Source organism: Lactobacillus helveticus, assembly GCF_046109915.1.
In the GTDB taxonomy this organism is placed as follows: Bacteria; Bacillota; Bacilli; order Lactobacillales; family Lactobacillaceae; genus Lactobacillus; species Lactobacillus helveticus.
Window position 1 is genome coordinate 1,637,261 of the sequence record NZ_CP151471.1, and the last position, 16,885, is coordinate 1,654,145.

The 16,885-nt window shown below is 38.1% G+C and carries 13 protein-coding genes, 3 pseudogenes and 1 riboswitch; of the genes and pseudogenes, 12 read left to right on the plus strand and 4 right to left on the minus strand.

What is annotated here, in order from left to right:
- Window positions 1-169: 169 nt before the first annotated feature.
- Complete coding sequence (locus tag AADV52_RS08340; protein WP_014919652.1) at window positions 170-970, minus strand: Cof-type HAD-IIB family hydrolase; 801 nt, start codon at window positions 968-970, stop codon at window positions 170-172.
- Window positions 971-1,208: 238 nt separating this feature from the next.
- On the opposite strand from AADV52_RS08340, the gene AADV52_RS08345 reads away from it, so the two are divergent.
- The gene (locus AADV52_RS08345) at window positions 1,209-2,516 is read left to right on the plus strand and encodes an NCS2 family permease (protein WP_014919653.1); all 1,308 of its coding nucleotides are present in this window, start codon (window positions 1,209-1,211) and stop codon (window positions 2,514-2,516) included.
- 66 nt (window positions 2,517-2,582) lie between these two features.
- On the opposite strand, the gene AADV52_RS08350 is transcribed toward AADV52_RS08345, so the two are convergent.
- The gene (locus tag AADV52_RS08350) at window positions 2,583-3,782 is read right to left on the minus strand and encodes an ATP-binding protein (protein WP_014919654.1); all 1,200 of its coding nucleotides are present in this window, start codon (window positions 3,780-3,782) and stop codon (window positions 2,583-2,585) included.
- Window positions 3,783-3,920: 138 nt separating this feature from the next.
- Complete coding sequence (locus AADV52_RS08355; RefSeq protein WP_014919655.1) at window positions 3,921-4,655, minus strand: MerR family transcriptional regulator; 735 nt, start codon at window positions 4,653-4,655, stop codon at window positions 3,921-3,923.
- 177 nt (window positions 4,656-4,832) lie between these two features.
- On the opposite strand from AADV52_RS08355, the gene AADV52_RS08360 reads away from it, so the two are divergent.
- The 11 genes and pseudogenes from AADV52_RS08360 to AADV52_RS08410 all read left to right on the plus strand — a co-directional run bounded on the left by AADV52_RS08360 (window position 4,833) and on the right by AADV52_RS08410 (window position 16,648).
- Window positions 4,833-6,143, plus strand: a complete 1,311-nt coding sequence (locus AADV52_RS08360) for an NCS2 family permease (protein ID WP_014919656.1) — start codon at window positions 4,833-4,835, stop codon at window positions 6,141-6,143.
- Window positions 6,144-6,382: 239 nt separating this feature from the next.
- A pseudogene (locus tag AADV52_RS08365) lies at window positions 6,383-7,658 on the plus strand (ISLre2 family transposase).
- A gap of 136 nt (window positions 7,659-7,794) precedes the next feature.
- On the plus strand, window positions 7,795-9,111 hold the full coding sequence (locus AADV52_RS08370) for an ammonium transporter (RefSeq protein WP_012212401.1): 1,317 nt from the start codon (window positions 7,795-7,797) through the stop codon (window positions 9,109-9,111).
- A gap of 479 nt (window positions 9,112-9,590) precedes the next feature.
- Window positions 9,591-10,089, plus strand: a pseudogene (locus tag AADV52_RS08375) (ISLre2 family transposase); the annotation flags it as partial.
- Window positions 10,090-10,185: 96 nt separating this feature from the next.
- Window positions 10,186-10,283: riboswitch (purine riboswitch) on the plus strand.
- An 85-nt stretch (window positions 10,284-10,368) separates the two neighbouring features.
- Window positions 10,369-11,673, plus strand: coding sequence for an NCS2 family permease (locus tag AADV52_RS08380; RefSeq protein ID WP_014919658.1), 1,305 nt, complete (start codon window positions 10,369-10,371; stop codon window positions 11,671-11,673).
- A 100-nt stretch (window positions 11,674-11,773) separates the two neighbouring features.
- Window positions 11,774-12,028, plus strand: a complete 255-nt coding sequence (locus AADV52_RS08385) for a hypothetical protein (protein ID WP_014919659.1) — start codon at window positions 11,774-11,776, stop codon at window positions 12,026-12,028.
- A gap of 100 nt (window positions 12,029-12,128) precedes the next feature.
- Window positions 12,129-12,569, plus strand: coding sequence for a CopY/TcrY family copper transport repressor (locus AADV52_RS08390; protein ID WP_014919660.1), 441 nt, complete (start codon window positions 12,129-12,131; stop codon window positions 12,567-12,569).
- Between the two features lie 12 nt (window positions 12,570-12,581).
- The gene (locus AADV52_RS08395) at window positions 12,582-12,959 is read left to right on the plus strand and encodes a cupredoxin domain-containing protein (protein ID WP_014919661.1); all 378 of its coding nucleotides are present in this window, start codon (window positions 12,582-12,584) and stop codon (window positions 12,957-12,959) included.
- Window positions 12,959-13,246, plus strand: a complete 288-nt coding sequence (locus tag AADV52_RS08400; protein ID WP_014919662.1) for a cupredoxin domain-containing protein — start codon at window positions 12,959-12,961, stop codon at window positions 13,244-13,246. Before AADV52_RS08395 ends, AADV52_RS08400 begins: the two co-directional genes overlap by 1 nt.
- Window positions 13,246-15,168, plus strand: coding sequence for a copper-translocating P-type ATPase (locus AADV52_RS08405; RefSeq protein WP_014919663.1), 1,923 nt, complete (start codon window positions 13,246-13,248; stop codon window positions 15,166-15,168). Before AADV52_RS08400 ends, AADV52_RS08405 begins: the two co-directional genes overlap by 1 nt.
- A 126-nt stretch (window positions 15,169-15,294) precedes the next feature.
- Window positions 15,295-16,648 (plus strand): annotated as a pseudogene (locus AADV52_RS08410) (MFS transporter).
- A 44-nt stretch (window positions 16,649-16,692) separates the two neighbouring features.
- Here the strand turns inward: AADV52_RS08410 and AADV52_RS08415 are convergent.
- Complete coding sequence (locus tag AADV52_RS08415; RefSeq protein ID WP_003624933.1) at window positions 16,693-16,845, minus strand: SPJ_0845 family protein; 153 nt, start codon at window positions 16,843-16,845, stop codon at window positions 16,693-16,695.
- Window positions 16,846-16,885: the final 40 nt, after the last annotated feature.

Genomic DNA, 16,885 nt, shown 5'->3' on the forward strand with positions numbered 1-16,885 from the left:
TTACTTATAAAATGTTTAGTGGAATAGATTTTTTATTACAGAGGACTATGTCCTCCTTTTTTATTGCAATAAAAAACCTGTTAACAGCTTATCATATTGATAAGCAATCAACAGGAAAAATTATAGAGCCAAAATAATAAACCGCATAGAAATTCTATGCGGTTTTTCTTTATTCAAATTTTGCTAATGCTTCAGCAATGCCATCATGATTATTGTCCAGCGTCACGTGATCTAAGCCGATCTTCTCTTTTAATTCTGCAGGTGCATTGCCCATCAGAACAGGATGCCCTACTTCTTCAAGCATTTCTTCATCATTATAGTTATCACCAAAAGCAATGCAGTCTTTTAATGGCACCTTGTATTCTTCAGCTAAGATTTTTACTGCACTTGCCTTGCTTACGCCTTTTAATACTACTTCTAGTAAAGTCCTAGATGATCTTACAAAGCTAAGATCTGGGAACTTTTCAGTCAATTCTTTTTGCATGCGATCAAGTTCTTCTGACTTACCCATGATTAAGGCCTTATGCACGCCCTGCAATTTTTCAATCTGATCAACAGTCGTCGGAGCAGCTTTAACATCGACAATTTCTTCTTCGTGTTTGACCAGCGGACTTTTTTCTTTAGCACAATACCAAACATACCCACTGTAGATATTCCACACTGATCCATTATTTTGTTCATCCACGTAACGACAAATTGCCGCAGCCTTTTTCGCATCGAAAAAGCGCGTAATTAAAGCTCTACCGGTTTCATCTAAAGCCAAGGCACCGTTATAGGCAATCATTGGGAAAACTGTTAGAATTTGGCCTACTGCAGTAGTAATTCCCTTAGGAAGTCGTGCCGAAGCCGGAATAAAAACGTTCCCCTTAATAATCTGCTGGCGGATTGCATCACGCGTTTTAGGCGTTACCTTCAATTCGTCATTAATCAATGTGCCATCAATATCTGAAAAAATAAGTTTTGAGGACATTTACTCACCTTTATTCTGTTTATTTTTACTATTTCTTATAGTTAAGAATAATGCTTAGAAAATAAGAATGAAAGCCAATACATTGATCAATATTATTAATTTTTAGTAGCAAAAGATAATAAAAAATCTATTATTTTTATTAATAATTCGTGTTTACATTTTTAAAAAGCAATGTTAAAGTATAGAAGTTGTGTTAAAGGAGCAAAAACACGAACATTAATTTTGGAGAGAGAGAATAATGTATTTTATCAAAAACTACTTTCAATTAGATAAATATAAGACCAGCATCAAGGTCGAATTTATTGCTGGTTTAACTACGTTTATCAGTATGTCTTATATTTTATTTGTTAACCCTAGCGTTTTGGGAGCTAGTGGAATGAATACAGGTGCCGTCTTTACCGCAACAGCCTTAGCAGCGGCTCTGGGTACTGCCATCATGGGTATTGTCGCTAACTATCCTATTGGTGAAGCACCCGCTTTAGGTATTAACGCCTTCTTTGCTTACACCGTTTGTATCGGGATGCATGTTAAGTGGCAAACAGCCTTAGCCAGCGTCTTCGTTGCTTCAATTCTTTTTATCTTGATTACTTTGTTTAAATTAAGAGAAAAGATCATTGATTCAATTCCAGCTGACTTAAAATTCGCTATTTCTTCTGGTATTGGTTTGTTCATCGCCTTCTTAGGCTTGCAAAATGGTAAGTTGATCGTTGCTAACAAATCAACCTTGGTTGGTTTAGGATCACTGCACGATCCCCTTGTTTGGATCACTATTTTCGGTTTATTAGTAACGGTTATCTTAATGATTTTGAACGTGCCTGGTGCGATCTTTATCGGCATGGTGCTAGCTGCAGTTTTTGGCATCTGCACTGGTCAAATTGCATTACCACACAAGATTATTTCTACTGCACCAAGCTTAGCTCCAACTTTTGGTCAAGCTGTCTTCCACGTTAAAGATATCAATACTGTTCAAATGTGGATCGTAGTTCTTACTTTCCTATTAGTTACATTCTTTGACACTGCAGGTACATTGATCGGTTTGGCTCAACAAGCTGGTTTCATGGAGAACAACAAGATGCCACGTGTTGGTAAGGCTTTAGCTGCTGACTCTAGTGCCATGGCCGTTGGTTCTATTCTTGGGACTTCACCAGTTGGTGCGTTTGTTGAATCAAGTGCTGGTATTGCCGTTGGTGGTCGTACCGGATTGACCGCTGTCTTCGTAGCAATCTTCTTCTTGATCTCAATGATTTTCAGTCCACTTTTAGGTGTGTTCACTGTTCAAGTTACTGCACCAGCATTGATCATCGTTGGTGTCTTGATGGCCCAAAACACTGCACATATCCATTGGAACAAGTTGGAAATTGCGGTTCCTGCATTCTTGATTATTTTAGGGATGCCATTAACCTACTCCATTTCAGATGGTTTATCATGGGGAATGATCACTTACCCAATCTGCATGATCGCAGCTAAGCGTGGCAAGGAAGTCACACCGATGATGTGGCTACTCTTCGTAATCTTCCTGATCTTCTTATGGGTTTTGAATTTCTAAACGAATGAATAAAAAGAAAGACTAGTAATCTTCGTTAAAAAACGTTGATTTACTAGTCTTTTTTAGTTAATGCTCTAATAGAAAATCAATAATATTTTGATGAATGATGCCGTTACGACTCATATTAAATTTATCCATTGATAGCACGTACTTCGGATAATTATCAGCAATCCCATCATATGCACCAAATTCACGTTCAATAGTTGCTTGACTGCCTAGCATATAAGTTACTTGATAATACCGTTTTTCATTACCTTTCTGTGCAACAAAATCAATTTCTTTCTTATCGTTTAAGCCAACAGAAACTTTATAACCTCTGCGCAATAATTCAACAAAAACAATATTTTCTAAAATTTGATCTATATTTTGCTGATTATTACCTAACATCTTTTGTCGCAAACCATGATCAGTAATGTAGTATTTATCATTGACTCTCGGATTTTGTTTTCCTTGCAAATAAGATCGGGGTACACGAGTGAACAAATAAGCACCACAGGTATAAGAAATATAATCAAGAATTGTATCTATTGAGCTTCCTCTATGCTCATTCTTAAAGAATTTTGCTATTCCTGTTGCTGAAATAGGATGACCAATCTCGCTGCTTAGATAACTAATTATTCTTCGCATCAAATCTACATTTCTAATCTTATAACGGTCAACAATATCTTTTACAACCACTGAACTATATATATCCTGCAAATATGTATCACAGGCCTGACGATCATTGTAAATAAGAGATAGAAATGGCATACCACCTATCTCTACGTATGTTAAGAAATCACGGTCTAAATTTTGACGATCTGAATTAATAGCTTTCAAGAATTCACTAAAAGAAAATGGATATACCTTAATTTCAATATAACGTCCAGCAATTTCTGTTGCCAACTCACCAGATAATAATTGCGAATTTGATCCCGTAATATAGATATCGCAGTCAAAACTAGCACGTAGAGAATTGATTGTCTTTTCCCAGGAAATAACTTTTTGAATTTCATCGAGAAAAATATAAGCTTTACCATCAATCTGCTGGATACGTTTAACTAATTCTTTGTTAAGTGTCTCATAATCTAATAGTGATTCATATTGCAAATCTTCAAAGTTAATATAAATAAAATTAGATTTATTTTTACCGCGCTGTATTAATTCATCTTGAATTTGTTGTAATAAAACAGATTTTCCACTACGGCGAATTCCAGTAATTACCTTAATGATATCTTTATCAATGAATGGATTGATTCGGTTCAAATAAACTGTTCTTTTGATCATCTACTCACCTCATTTATATCGATTATAATCGATATAAATGCAAAAATAATCAATCTTATCGATCATAATCGATAAGAATATAAAAATAGAGTATTTTCGCGACTATAATCGATACAATACTCCATTTCCTAGGAAATACTATCGTGCAATTTCTAAACAATATGATTTTTGGTGGCAGTGTGGACAAGCTAATCTTCTAAATTTTGGTGTATGAACTGAAAAAATGAATATGGTCATTGCCGGAATAAATTTGGTTCCACAATTAGGGCAAATATATTCAACTTGGTCATAGTAATACTTTGTCAAAAAAGCAGTTAAGCCAAAAATAAGTACTAACATAGTCGCTATACTCAACCACATTGCCGGTAAAGCATTGCTTTGCTTAAATTGATATGCACTAAAGATTCCAAGTACTTCGATTAACAAAATGGAAAAACTGAACAACCACATTTTTCTTCTTAAGTTAGTCAATCTAGTTTCTTTTTTCATGATTTTCGCAATGTCTGTTAAACCATCTGCATCTATTTTTCGTGTAGCAATTGTTTTTGCTAAATGACGTAATTGTGTCTGTTTTTGCTTTAAGTCTGCGATCTGCGCATCATTTTCTTCAATTTGTTTTTGAAAGAGCAATAGCAGTGAATCTGATCCTTTTTGATCATTAAGCAATTGCTTGATCTGTTTAATAGAAAAGTTTAATCCTCGTAGGTAATTGATCAGCTCTAGTCTTTGAATCTGCTCTTCACCATAATAACGATAGCCATTTTCACCAATAGATTCTGGCTTTACCAAGTTTTTTTGATCATAAAAACGAATTGTGCGCGTCGTCATGTTTAGCTTTCTTGCTACGTCACCAATAGAATATTTTCGCGACATTGCTGTCACCTCCTAATTTGAATATACGGTTTTACCCTAGGTTAAGGTCAAGTTTTTCTAAAATAAAGCGTATTCATTGACAAAATCGAACAAAATCCATATTTCATATTGTAATTATTAACTATTTAGGTATAATCTTAATTAAATGTTCATATTATATAAATTTTGGAGGTTTAAATGAACGCTATTAGCAAATTTTTTCATCTAAAAGAGAACAATGCTTCTTTTAAGACCGAACTATTAGCTGGTTTGACTACTTTTGTTAGTATGTCATACATCCTTTTCGTTAACCCGAATGTTCTGGGAGCCAGCGGAATGGACAAAGGTGCCTTGTTCACGGTAACGGCTCTCTCCGCAGCATTCACCTGTGTGGTCATGGGACTAGTCGCCAACTATCCAATTGCATCAGCTCCGACTTTAGGATTAAATGCTTTCTTCACCTACACCGTCTGCTTAGGTATGAAGGTGAAATGGCAAACTGCATTAGCTGCCGTTTTAGTGGCATCTATCCTTTTCATTATTCTAACTGTTTTTAAAGTACGTGAAATGATTATCGATGCAATTCCTGCCGATATCAAATATGCCATCTCTGCTGGTATCGGTCTCTTCATCGCGTTCATTGGTTTGCAAGGTGGACACTTAATTCAAAATAGTGATTCTACTTTGGTAACTATTGGTTCCTTAAATAACCCTACAGTTTGGATCACTATCTTCGGATTGATCATTACCATTTTCTTAATGATTGCTCGCGTACCTGGCGCAATTTTTATCGGCATGATCTTAGCCGCAATCTTCGGTGTCGCAATTGGACAAATTCCAATGCCTAAGGGAATCGTTTCATCTATTCCAAGCATCGCACCAACTTTTGCTCAAGCCATCTTTCATATTGGTGAAATCAATACCGTTCAAATGTGGGTAGTGGTCTTCACCTTCCTCTTGGTAACTTTCTTCGACACCACCGGTACGCTGATCGGTTTAGTACAACAAGCTGGTTTAATGAAAAATAATAAAATGCCACGAGCTGGTGAAGCATTAGCTGCCGATTCTTCCGGTATGTTGGTCGGATCTGTCCTTGGTACCTCACCAGTTGGGGCATTCGTTGAATCAAGTGCTGGTATTGCGGTTGGCGGTAAGACCGGTTTAACCGCTGTCTGGGTTGGTATTTTCTTCCTGATTTCTACCATTTTCTCACCTATCTTAAGTGTCTTTACTACCCAAGTCACAGCTCCAGCTTTGATTATCGTCGGAGTCTTAATGGCTGAAAACTTAGCACATGTTCACTGGACCGATCTTGAAATTGCCATTCCATGTTTCTTGATTGCATTGGGGATGCCGTTAACTTATTCAATTTCAGACGGTCTTGGCTGGGGAATCGTTGTTTACCCTATTTCAATGATCGCTGCTAAGAAGTTCAAGAAGATTACACCGATGATGTGGATTCTGTTTGTAGTCTTCGTCATTTACTTCTTCGTTTTAAACTTCAAATGAGACTTCCACTTCATATAAAAATCTCTTCATTAAGGATCAATTTAGACGCAAAACCTAAGTTGATCCTTTTTCATTTCCGGGGAAATAGCCCTGTCTTAATTTGTCTAAGTGTAAAATAGTTTGCGGTAACGTTTAAATATAAATTAAAAGGAGTCAAATCCATTTCAGGACTTGACTCCAAAACAAAAAGACCAGTAGTCTGATGTTAAGCAAAAAAACACATTAGAAGCTGGTCTTTTATGGAATTAAGTGTAACTGAAATCGTCAAAATTATAAAGTCTGAAACTAATATTATTAAGCGTGAAAAAGCTATAGCCTTTTTCTTTCTCAATTTGATCAGAGAATTGATGTCCTTAGCCTTGGAACGAGCAGATCAAGAGCTAAGTGAATCAATGAAGAATCAGGGCTACCAAATTGAAAAGAAGAATCAACGTTCAATCAATATGGCTTTTGGCGAAGCGACTTATGTCAGAAGAAGATACGTTAAAGCTGGGCAAGAAAGCCGCTATCCTTTAGATAAATTCATGGGCTTTGATAAATATAATCATTATAGCGTCTTGGCAGTAAGAAATATCCTGGGAGTAAGCAGCGTCGCTACTTATCGCAATACTGCCTTAGCTGTTAATTGTCTTTCGGGTTTTAATATTAGTCACGCTCAGATTGGCAATTTAGTTAAGACTGCAGGTCAAAAGATCAAAGAACAACAAGAAGCTGATAGTCGTTATGATGCTCAAACTGCAAAGAAGCAAGTGCCAGTTCTTTATCTTGAAGGCGATGGCGTCATGATTAAAGGCACTCAAGGACGATTGGAGTTTCATCGCTATCAAGTTTGTCAAGGATTACGTAATGTGACCTACAAACGTAGAGAGCGGACTAATGCCAAAGAATTTGTGTCATTAAGTCGTCTAGACGCTTTGAATGAAGCTAAGGAATATATAGCTAACACTTATGATTTAGCTAATACCTTGATCATCAGTAATGCCGATGGTGGTGCTGGTTACGCGAAAAAGGACTTTGATGAAATTGTCGGTCGTTGCGCTAAACATGAGCACTTTTTGGATGTCTTCCATTTGAACAAAAAGATTAAAGACCGACTTTGTTTCGCTCCAGAACTGCAAGGCAAATTGATTTATGCCTTAGAGTTCAAATAACCGTTTAAAATGCGTAATTTGAAGGTTACTAAGGCAATTGGCAGCTGTGAAAGCAATCGCCGTAAGTACACTTATCGTGTTAAAGGCCAAGGCAAATACTGGTCTGAAGCTGGTGCAGAAGGCATGCTTCGGATTTTGACCTGTATCAAGAATCGTGACTTAGAGCAATGGCTAAATAGTGATTTTGAAGCAGGCAAATTAATCAGCTTAGATCACAAGAAGCTGCTGGCAGCGATCAGAGACAGCTTGAAGCGTCGCCATGAAATTCATGTTGGCATTCAACACGGAGCACTAACAGCAGAGGTTGTCGGGGGGAAGCTATTTAGCTAAATTAGATCGAATGTTAAACCACATAAAATATTAAGAAATTAAGGTCAGACTAATGGTTTTTGGACTACCGCAAAAATATTGACACTTACTAAACACAAAAAAAGAGTGCGTCACTCAATAATCAATGTTATAATTTCTAATATCAAATGGTATGGATAGGGGTTGGGAGTATGAACGCTGCAAATTCAACGTTTTTAGTGTTATCTAGTATATTGGTATTATTCATGACGCCCGGATTAGCATTTTTCTACGGTGGCTTAGTTTCCGAACGGAATGTCGTTAACACCATGTTATCCGTCTTCATGATTTGTGGCTTAGCAATCTTGTTATGGCTCGCATTCGGTTATTCACTATCTTTTTCCGGTGATTTAGGTGGCTTTGTCGGTAATCTCAAAGCCACTTGGTTACATGGTGTGGACTTGACCGCGCTTACCGCGACAAAGATTCCCAACGGTTTATATCTCATCTTTCAAATGATGTTTGCCATTATCACGCCAGCACTATTTGTTGGCGCAGTGGTCGGCCGTATCCGTTTTAAATTCTTATTAACCTTCATCATCTTCTGGTCACTCCTCATCTACTATCCAATGGTTCATATGGTTTGGGATAACGGTTTATTAGCTAAACTTGGCGTCATCGATTTCGCTGGTGGTACCGTCGTCCACATCAATGCCGGTATCACCGCTTTAGTCTTATCAGCATTCTTAGGTGCCCGCCACAAGTATGGCAAGGATATGACCCAGCACTATAACATCTTATGGGTATTGCTGGGGACCGCTATTTTATGGATCGGCTGGTACGGTTTCAATGCCGGTTCGGCGCTTGCCATGAACGACATCGCCATCCAAACCTTCTTAACCACGACCGTTGCCACCGCCACTTCCATGATGACGTGGATGGTCGTTGATATGCTAACCAAGGGCAAACCAACCCTAGTCGGTGTCTGCACCGGTACCCTTTGTGGTCTCGTTGCGATTACACCTGCTTGTGGCTACGTCACCATTTCTGGTGCCTTTTGGATTGGCCTTATCGCCACATTAACTAGTTATGGCTTCATTACGTTCATCAAACCACGCTTAGGTATCGATGATGCACTCGATGCCTTTGGATGCCACGGTGTTTCCGGCATGGTCGGCAGTATCATGACTGGGCTATTCGCTAGCAAAGCCGTTAATAACTCAATTTCTCTAAACGGTCTTTTCTATGGTGGCGGCTTTAAATTATTCGGATTACAGCTATTAGCAACGATCTTTACCATTGGCTTTACTACCATCGTTTGCATCGTCATTATCGTACTATTGAAACGAGTCATCAGAATGCGCGTTGACGAACAAGAGGAAGAACTCGGACTCGATCAAGGCGAACACGGCGAAGTCGCTGACTACACCGTTCAAATGAGTCACGACTTGACGAACATCCAACATCATAGCGATGAATTTCGTGGTCAGTTAGCGCAACTGCTAGATAAGCAACAACGATTCCGATAATCGGAATCATGAGCGTAATATGCACAGGTTTCAGTACGTTCGAGAAAGCATTCGCATGGCATTTCTATCAATGCTCAGTATCACAAGCGGGCATGAATCAGATGGGAAAAGACTGAGCATTAGCCTAACTAGGGAATTAAACGACGAGTTTGGCGTCATAACGGCGCTAATCCGAGTTTTTTCCAGTGAGCTTATCCCCTGGATCTTTAAAACAAGCCTGATTTAACCATACCCCATTTCAGCAACATCAAGGATGCAAGAATATAAAAACGTGTCGCAAGAAATCATCTCAGATTTCTCTGTACTAGTCCCTGTCAAGTTGACGGATAAAATAATATAATTTTCAGATACTTCTTAAGCGGCTTCACCGCGGTATTCAACCGCGGTGGAGCCGTTTCTTTGTATAGTTCGATCGACGTAATTGAAGTAGTAAATACCAGCTTCAATTAAATCGATTAATTCTTGTTTAGTTTTGGGCAGATGAAATTGTCGGTCGTTGCGCTAAACATGAGCACTTTTTGGATGTCTTCCATTTGAACAAAAAGATTAAAGACCGACTTTGTTTCGCTCCAGAACTGCAAGGCAAATTGATTTATGCCTTAGAGTTCAAATAACCGTTTAAAATGCGTAATTTGAAGGTTACTAAGGCAATTGGCAGCTGTGAAAGCAATCGCCGTAAGTACACTTATCGTGTTAAAGGCCAAGGCAAATACTGGTCTGAAGCTGGTGCAGAAGGCATGCTTCGGATTTTGACCTGTATCAAGAATCGTGACTTAGAGCAATGGCTAAATAGTGATTTTGAAGCAGGCAAATTAATCAGCTTAGATCACAAGAAGCTGCTGGCAGCGATCAGAGACAGCTTGAAGCGTCGCCATGAAATTCATGTTGGCATTCAACACGGAGCACTAACAGCAGAGGTTGTCGGGGGGAAGCTATTTAGCTAAATTAGATCGAATGTTAAACCACATAAAATATTAAGAAATTAAGGTCAGACTAATGGTTTTTGGACTACCGCAAAAATATTGACACTTACTTAATTTGTTACCACATTGCATAAAAAATAAAACTCTGCTAGAATACGACTAACGTGATATCTATATATCGTCGAAATAAGGTCGACAGTTTCTACCCTGAACCAGAAATTCAGGACTATAGGTAATTGAGGTCATAATTTGTAAGGCAGCTTTTACCATACTATACTGATGGTAGAAGTTGTCTTTTTGTTTTCTATTGTTTTTTACGGAGGAGTCAACGACATTGTTAAATAAAGTCTTTCATTTACAAGATGCTCATACTACCGTCAAACGTGAGTTAATCGCAGCGTTAACCACTTTTGTCAGCCTCTCCTACATCTTGTTTGTTAACCCTAATATCTTAAATGCAGCAGGTATTCCTAAGGGTGCAGCCTTTACTGTTACTGCAGTTGCAACCGCAGTAGGTTGTTTCTTGATGGGGTTAATTGCCAACTATCCTATTGCCTTAGCACCAACTTTGGGTAGTGGTGCCTTCTTCGCCTACAACGTTTGTGTAGGAATGAAGATTTCTTGGGAAACTGCCTTGGCTGCCGTTCTTGTGGCTTCTGTTTTATTTATTTTGATTACGATTTTTAAATTACGTGAAATCGTAGTTGATGCCATTCCCCAAGACATGAAATACGCAATTTCTGCTGGTATCGGCTTGTTCATCGCCTTTATCGGTTTGAAAAATGGTCAAATTATCGTTAACAGCGATTCAACTTTAGTTGCCTTAGGTAAATTCAGTAACCCTGCTGTTTGGATCACTTTATTTGGATTAATCTTAACTGTAGTTTTGATGGCAATGAATTTTCCTGGTTCAATCTTTATCGGAATGATCGTAACCGCCTTTTTTGGTATGATTATTGGTCAAATCCCATTGCCTCACGGCATTATTTCAGGTGCTCCAAGTATGGCACCAACTTTTGGTCAAGCAGTTTTTCACATTAAAGACATCAATACGGCTCAACTTTGGATGGTCGTTTTGACCTTCTTATTGGTAACTTTCTTTGATACTGCTGGTACTTTAATCGGAATGACCGAACAAGCTGGCATGGTTGATAAAAACGGTAAGATTCCCCGCATTGGTCGTGCGTTCTTAGCTGATTCAACTGCCATGGTTGAAGGCGCTGTCTTTGGTACTGCACCACTTGGTACTTCTGTAGAATCAAGTGCCGGTATCGCAATGGGTGGGCGTACTGGTTTGACTGCTATTTTCGTTGGTATCTTCTTCTTGATCAGTATGATTTTCAGTCCACTTCTTCAAGTTATTCCAACTACAGTTACAGCTCCTGCCTTAATTATTGTTGGTGTGTTAATGGCAAGTAATTTAAAGAAGATTGACTGGGATAAATTTGAAATTGCCGTTCCTGCATTTTTGACAGTTGTAGGGATGCCACTTACTTACAGCATTTCAGATGGTTTAGCATTAGGTTTGATTGCTTACCCTATCACTATGATTGCTTCTAAGCGTTACAAGGAAGTTACACCAATGATGTATATCCTATTTGTGGTATTTATCATATTCTTCTTAGTAACTAATTTATAGAAAAAGAAAAGGGCGGTTAACTATTATTGGTTAACCGCCTTTTTTTGGTATGATAGCCTTATTAAGTTTCACATGGAACAGACTTATGGGAGTGACTAACATGAAATTAAGCAAAAATGCACTTTGGATTATCGGTACTTTAATCACCTCGGCAATCGCAGGAATCTTCTTTTATTTGAATATTCATAATAGTTCTGCACCCACCTTCGCAGTAATTCTAGCTGGAGTGGCATTGTATTTTCTTTTTGAAACCGGACAATTGTATAAGAAGATCTGGATTAAGATTTTAGTATATTTAATCGATGCCGTTTGGATCGCGTTTGTATTATTAATAATCAGCTTATTTATTCATTAATTTAGAAAGATTTTGACAATCTTTCTTTTTTTATTGCATTTAAGTTTACAAATGTAAATTTTTAGTTTATATTTACAGATGTAAACTAAAGGAGGAGAAAATGGTTAAGCTTCAAGAAAATAAAAGCACGATTTCCGACAGCGAATGGGAAGTCATGCGAATTATTTGGACACTTGAACCTGTTAGTTCTACCAAAATAATTCAAGAATTGCAGTCAAAAAAGGACTGGTCCGAGTCTACAATAAAAACTCTGCTGCGCCGCCTGGTTAAAAAAGATCTGCTTCATACAACTAAAGAAGGCAGACATTTTATCTATTCAGCTAACGTCAATCAAACTCAAGTAATGACCGAGGCAGCAGAAAAATTGTTAAATCGCATGTGCGATATGCACAAAGGTGAAGTTTTATTGCAGTTGATTGCTAACTCACCTATTTCAAAAAGCGATTTATCTAAAATAAAAGGATTTATTGATACCAAAGAAAAAGACGCACCGGACATGGTGCCATGCAATTGCCTGCCAGGCAATGAAAAGATGTGTTAGGAGGAGTTAAAAATGACTATAGCTCAAATTATCACGCTAATTGTAGCGGCGATTTTAATCGGCTTTATCCTCTGGTGGTTCTTCGGCAAACACCAAGAAGCCGTTGGTACTGCCAGTGTTGATCAAGGCGTTCAAGAAGCAAATATCGTTGTTAAAGGTGGGTATTCTCCTTCTACCGTTGTCTTAAAGCAAGGTGTACCTGCCAAAGTTAACTTCGATATGAGGGACTCAACTGCATGTTTATCTCATGTAGTCTTTGAGCAACTTGGAGTAAATAAGGATTTAACTAAACAAAAAATTACTACTATTGATATTCCGACTGATAAAAAAGGCACTTACAATTTTGCCTGCGGGATGGATATGTTTCATGGAAAGGTTGTTGTTAAATAATGAGTATTTTTTCAAAGAATCAAACTAAAAAAGTTATTGTTAATGCTAAGAATCATGGTTACAAGCCAGAAGTTGTTACCTTCAAGCAAGGCAAGCCAGCTCAATTAAAATTTATTCCATCAGACAACATGGGCTGTATGAATGAAGTCCTTTCAAAAGACTTAAACTTCGACACTAAACTCGATGGTCAAAAAGAAGTAACCATCGATATTCCAACTGACAAACCAGGTACTTATAACTACGCATGTGGCATGGACATGTTTCATGGAAAAGTGGTAGTCAAATAATGAAACTTTCTAATATTAAGCGCTTCTGGATATCCTTTATTCTCTCCATTCCAATGCTTATTCAAATGTTTGCCATGCCGTTTCATTGGATGATGCCAGGATATAATTGGATTGCTTTCATCACGACTACCATTATTATGGCAATTTCAGCTGCGCCATACTGGTCTAGTGCTTGGGCTGCTTTTAAGCATCATCAGGCAAACATGAACACTCTGGTTGCAGTCGGTACTTCTGTTGCCTATTTCTACAGCATCTTTGCCATGTTTACTGGCCGTGAAGTTTACTTCGAAAGTGCTGCATTTGTAACGGTCTTTGTTTTGCTTGGAGATGCAATGGAAGAAAAGATGCATAACAATGCATCCAACGCTTTAGCTAAATTAATCGATCTACAAGCAAAAGATGCCGAAGTCGAGCGTAACGGTGAGTTCGTTAAGGTTCCACTTGATCAAGTTAAGCCAGGCGACATCATTCGCGTTAAGCCAGGTGAAAAAGTTCCGGTAGACGGTCTTATTGTCGATGGCTCAACTACTATTGACGAATCAATGGTTACTGGTGAAAGCATGCCCGTCACTAAGAAAAAAGGTGACGAAGTTGTTGGCTCAACCATCAACACTAATGGTACTTTCACTTTTAAAGCAACTAAAGTTGGCAGCGACACGATGCTTGCTCAAATTGTGGACTTGGTTAAAAAGGCTCAAACTAGCCATGCACCTATCCAGAATTTAACTGATAAGATTTCAAATATCTTTGTACCAGCTGTTTTAATCATCGCGATTATTACTTTCGTGATCTGGTACGTCTTCCTCGGTGCAACTGTTGTGAATGCCATGCTATTTGCCGTTTCTGTAGTAGTGATTGCTTGTCCATGTGCATTGGGTCTTGCTACTCCAACTGCTTTAATGGTTGGTACCGCACGTAGCGCTAAGATGGGCGTTTTAATCAAGAACGGTGAAGTCCTTGAAGAAGTTAGCGACATTGACACCGTTGTTTTCGATAAGACTGGTACGATCACTGTTGGTAAACCTCAAGTTACCGATATTGTTGGTGATGAAAAACAAGTTTTAACTATTGCAGCTAGTCTTGAAGAAAACTCCGAACACCCACTTGCAACGGCTGTCGTTAACAAAGCCAAAGCAGATAAAATCGCCTTAGCAAGTGTAAAGAACTTTGCGGCAATTGAAGGTAAAGGCGTTAAAGCAAATTACGACAATCAAGAGGCCTTTGTTGGTAGTGATAAATTGCTTGAAGATATTGCTATTTCCCAGGAAATGAAAGAAAAAGCTATTCAACTGCAAAAGGAAGCTAAAACCGTAGTTTATGTTGGTTTAGGACAAATCATTATTGGTCTGATTGCCATTCAAGATGTGCCAAAACCAAGTTCAAAGAAAGCAATCGCCGAACTGAAGAAGCGCGGCTTGAAGACAGTTATGCTTACAGGTGATAATCAAAATGTTGCCGAAGCAATTGCCCAAGAAGTTGGGATCGATCAAATAATCGCCGGCGTTTTGCCAACTGAAAAAGCCAATGAAATCAAAAAATTGCAAGATGCAGGCAATAAGGTGGCCTTCGTTGGTGATGGTATTAACGACGCTCCCGCCCTTTCCACTGCCGATGTTGGTATTGCAATGGGCTCAGGTACAGATATTGCCATCGAATCAGGTGGTATTATCCTTGTACAAAACGATTTAATGGGTGTTGTACGAGCTTTAGAGATTTCTGAGAAGACTTTCAATAGAATTAAATTAAACCTCTTCTGGGCCCTTATTTACAACACTATCGGCATTCCTATTGCCGCTGGCTTGTTTATGGGCTTGGGTTTAACTCTTAGTCCAGAATTAGCAGGTCTAGCAATGGCCTTTAGTTCTGTCTCAGTTGTAACTAGTTCAATGCTGCTAAATAAAACAAAAATCGCAGGTGCTTAAGAAATAAAAACCAGATGTTAAATCTGGTTTTTATTTTGCCTTTTTGCAGATTTTTTAATCTTTTGTTAACATTATATTATTGTATTAATTAAGGAGTTGATGGATAAGCAAGCTCTGCTTGCTCTTATGGAAAATAATACCCAAACTACACGTGAAAAAATTATCAAAACTAAAAAGAATTATAAACGCGCTCCACTGATGCCGATTCACCTAAGGGTGATGATTGCCGTGGTGCTAGGTCAAATAGCCTGTGGTTATGCATTAGGTATCAGTGGTACTGCACTTTCAAACGTAGCTAAATATATCAATATCAGCGATTTATGGACCGGGTTAATCGGTGCTGGTTCATTGATTGGGTTAGCCGGTAGTCTTTTAATCGGGCGACTCTCTGATAAAATTGGTCGACGCAAGCTATTAATGATCAATATGTATATTTTTGCAGGTTTAACCCTGCTTCACTTGTTAACGGCCAATTTACTCTTAACCTTTATCATTAGAATCGGAATCGGTTTAATGATCGCTGTTGACTATACCGTAGGGAATGCTCTACTAACAGAATGGCTTCCTAAAGGCGAAGACAGTAAACGACAAAGTCATTTATTGATCTATTGGACAATTGGTTTTATTTTGTCATACATAGCTGGTACTCTCATTACTGGCTTTGGTGCATATACTTGGCAAGTAATTTTAGCTACTGGTGCTGTTCCAGCAATTATTACTGCATTATTCAGAAGCTTCTTCCCATTATCTGCTTCTCCTACTTGGCTTGCAAGTAAAGGCAAAGTTAAAAAAGCTAATAAAATCATCAGTAAGCAAATGGCGTTTGCCTAAGCGCTTCATGAAGAAGAAAAAGAAGACACCTAAGAATATTTCCTGGGCAATACTATTCTAAAAGAAATATTTACGCCGTACTTTAGTAGGTGGTATCTTCTATGCGTGCCAAGCATTCTCATTCTTTGGTATTAGTATTTTCTTACCAATCTTGCTTAGCAGAATGAATATTACCGACAGCAATATTTCAGGAATTATCTATAACGGTGGTATGTTTGTCGGCGTTTTATTCGGTATCTTTATTTTTAATAGAATTAGCCGTCGCGCTTTTTTAGTTGGAAACTTCTTAACTTCAGCTGTTTTAATCGGTATCCTTGCTCTGGTTCCTGGTTTAGATTCAATGGTTAAGTTAACTATCTTCACCATTTTTGCAATCATCCTTTCATCAGGACTCGTGCTTGATTACCCATATCCTACTGAGTTATTCGATATTAAAGTACGGGGTACAGGAGTCGGCACTTGTATCACGATTAGCCGTTTTGGTGCAGCCGCTGGTACTTTCTTATTACCTGTTCTAACTAATATCGGTGGTGCAAAACTTGCTATGTTGGTTTGTGCAATCGTATTGCTCTTTGCATTTATCGTTTGCCTTATCTGGGCACCAGAAACATCACCTAAGTTCATGAAAAAAGAACAAAAAACTGAATAATTATAAATCAAAAAACGAGATTGCGAACGCAATCTCGTTTTTAGTTATTTCTTATCTTTCTTCTTTTTATCTTTAGAATCTTTGTTAAGTAATTCTTCTGGATCCTTGTGTTTTGGCGTTTTCTTTGGATCTGGAACAGTCGCAAAACGATCAAGCATCTTTTGTAAATTATTAGGGTTGTCAAAAGTTAATCCCATAACTCATCTTCCTTTCGTTTTCCCCATTATATAAAAATTA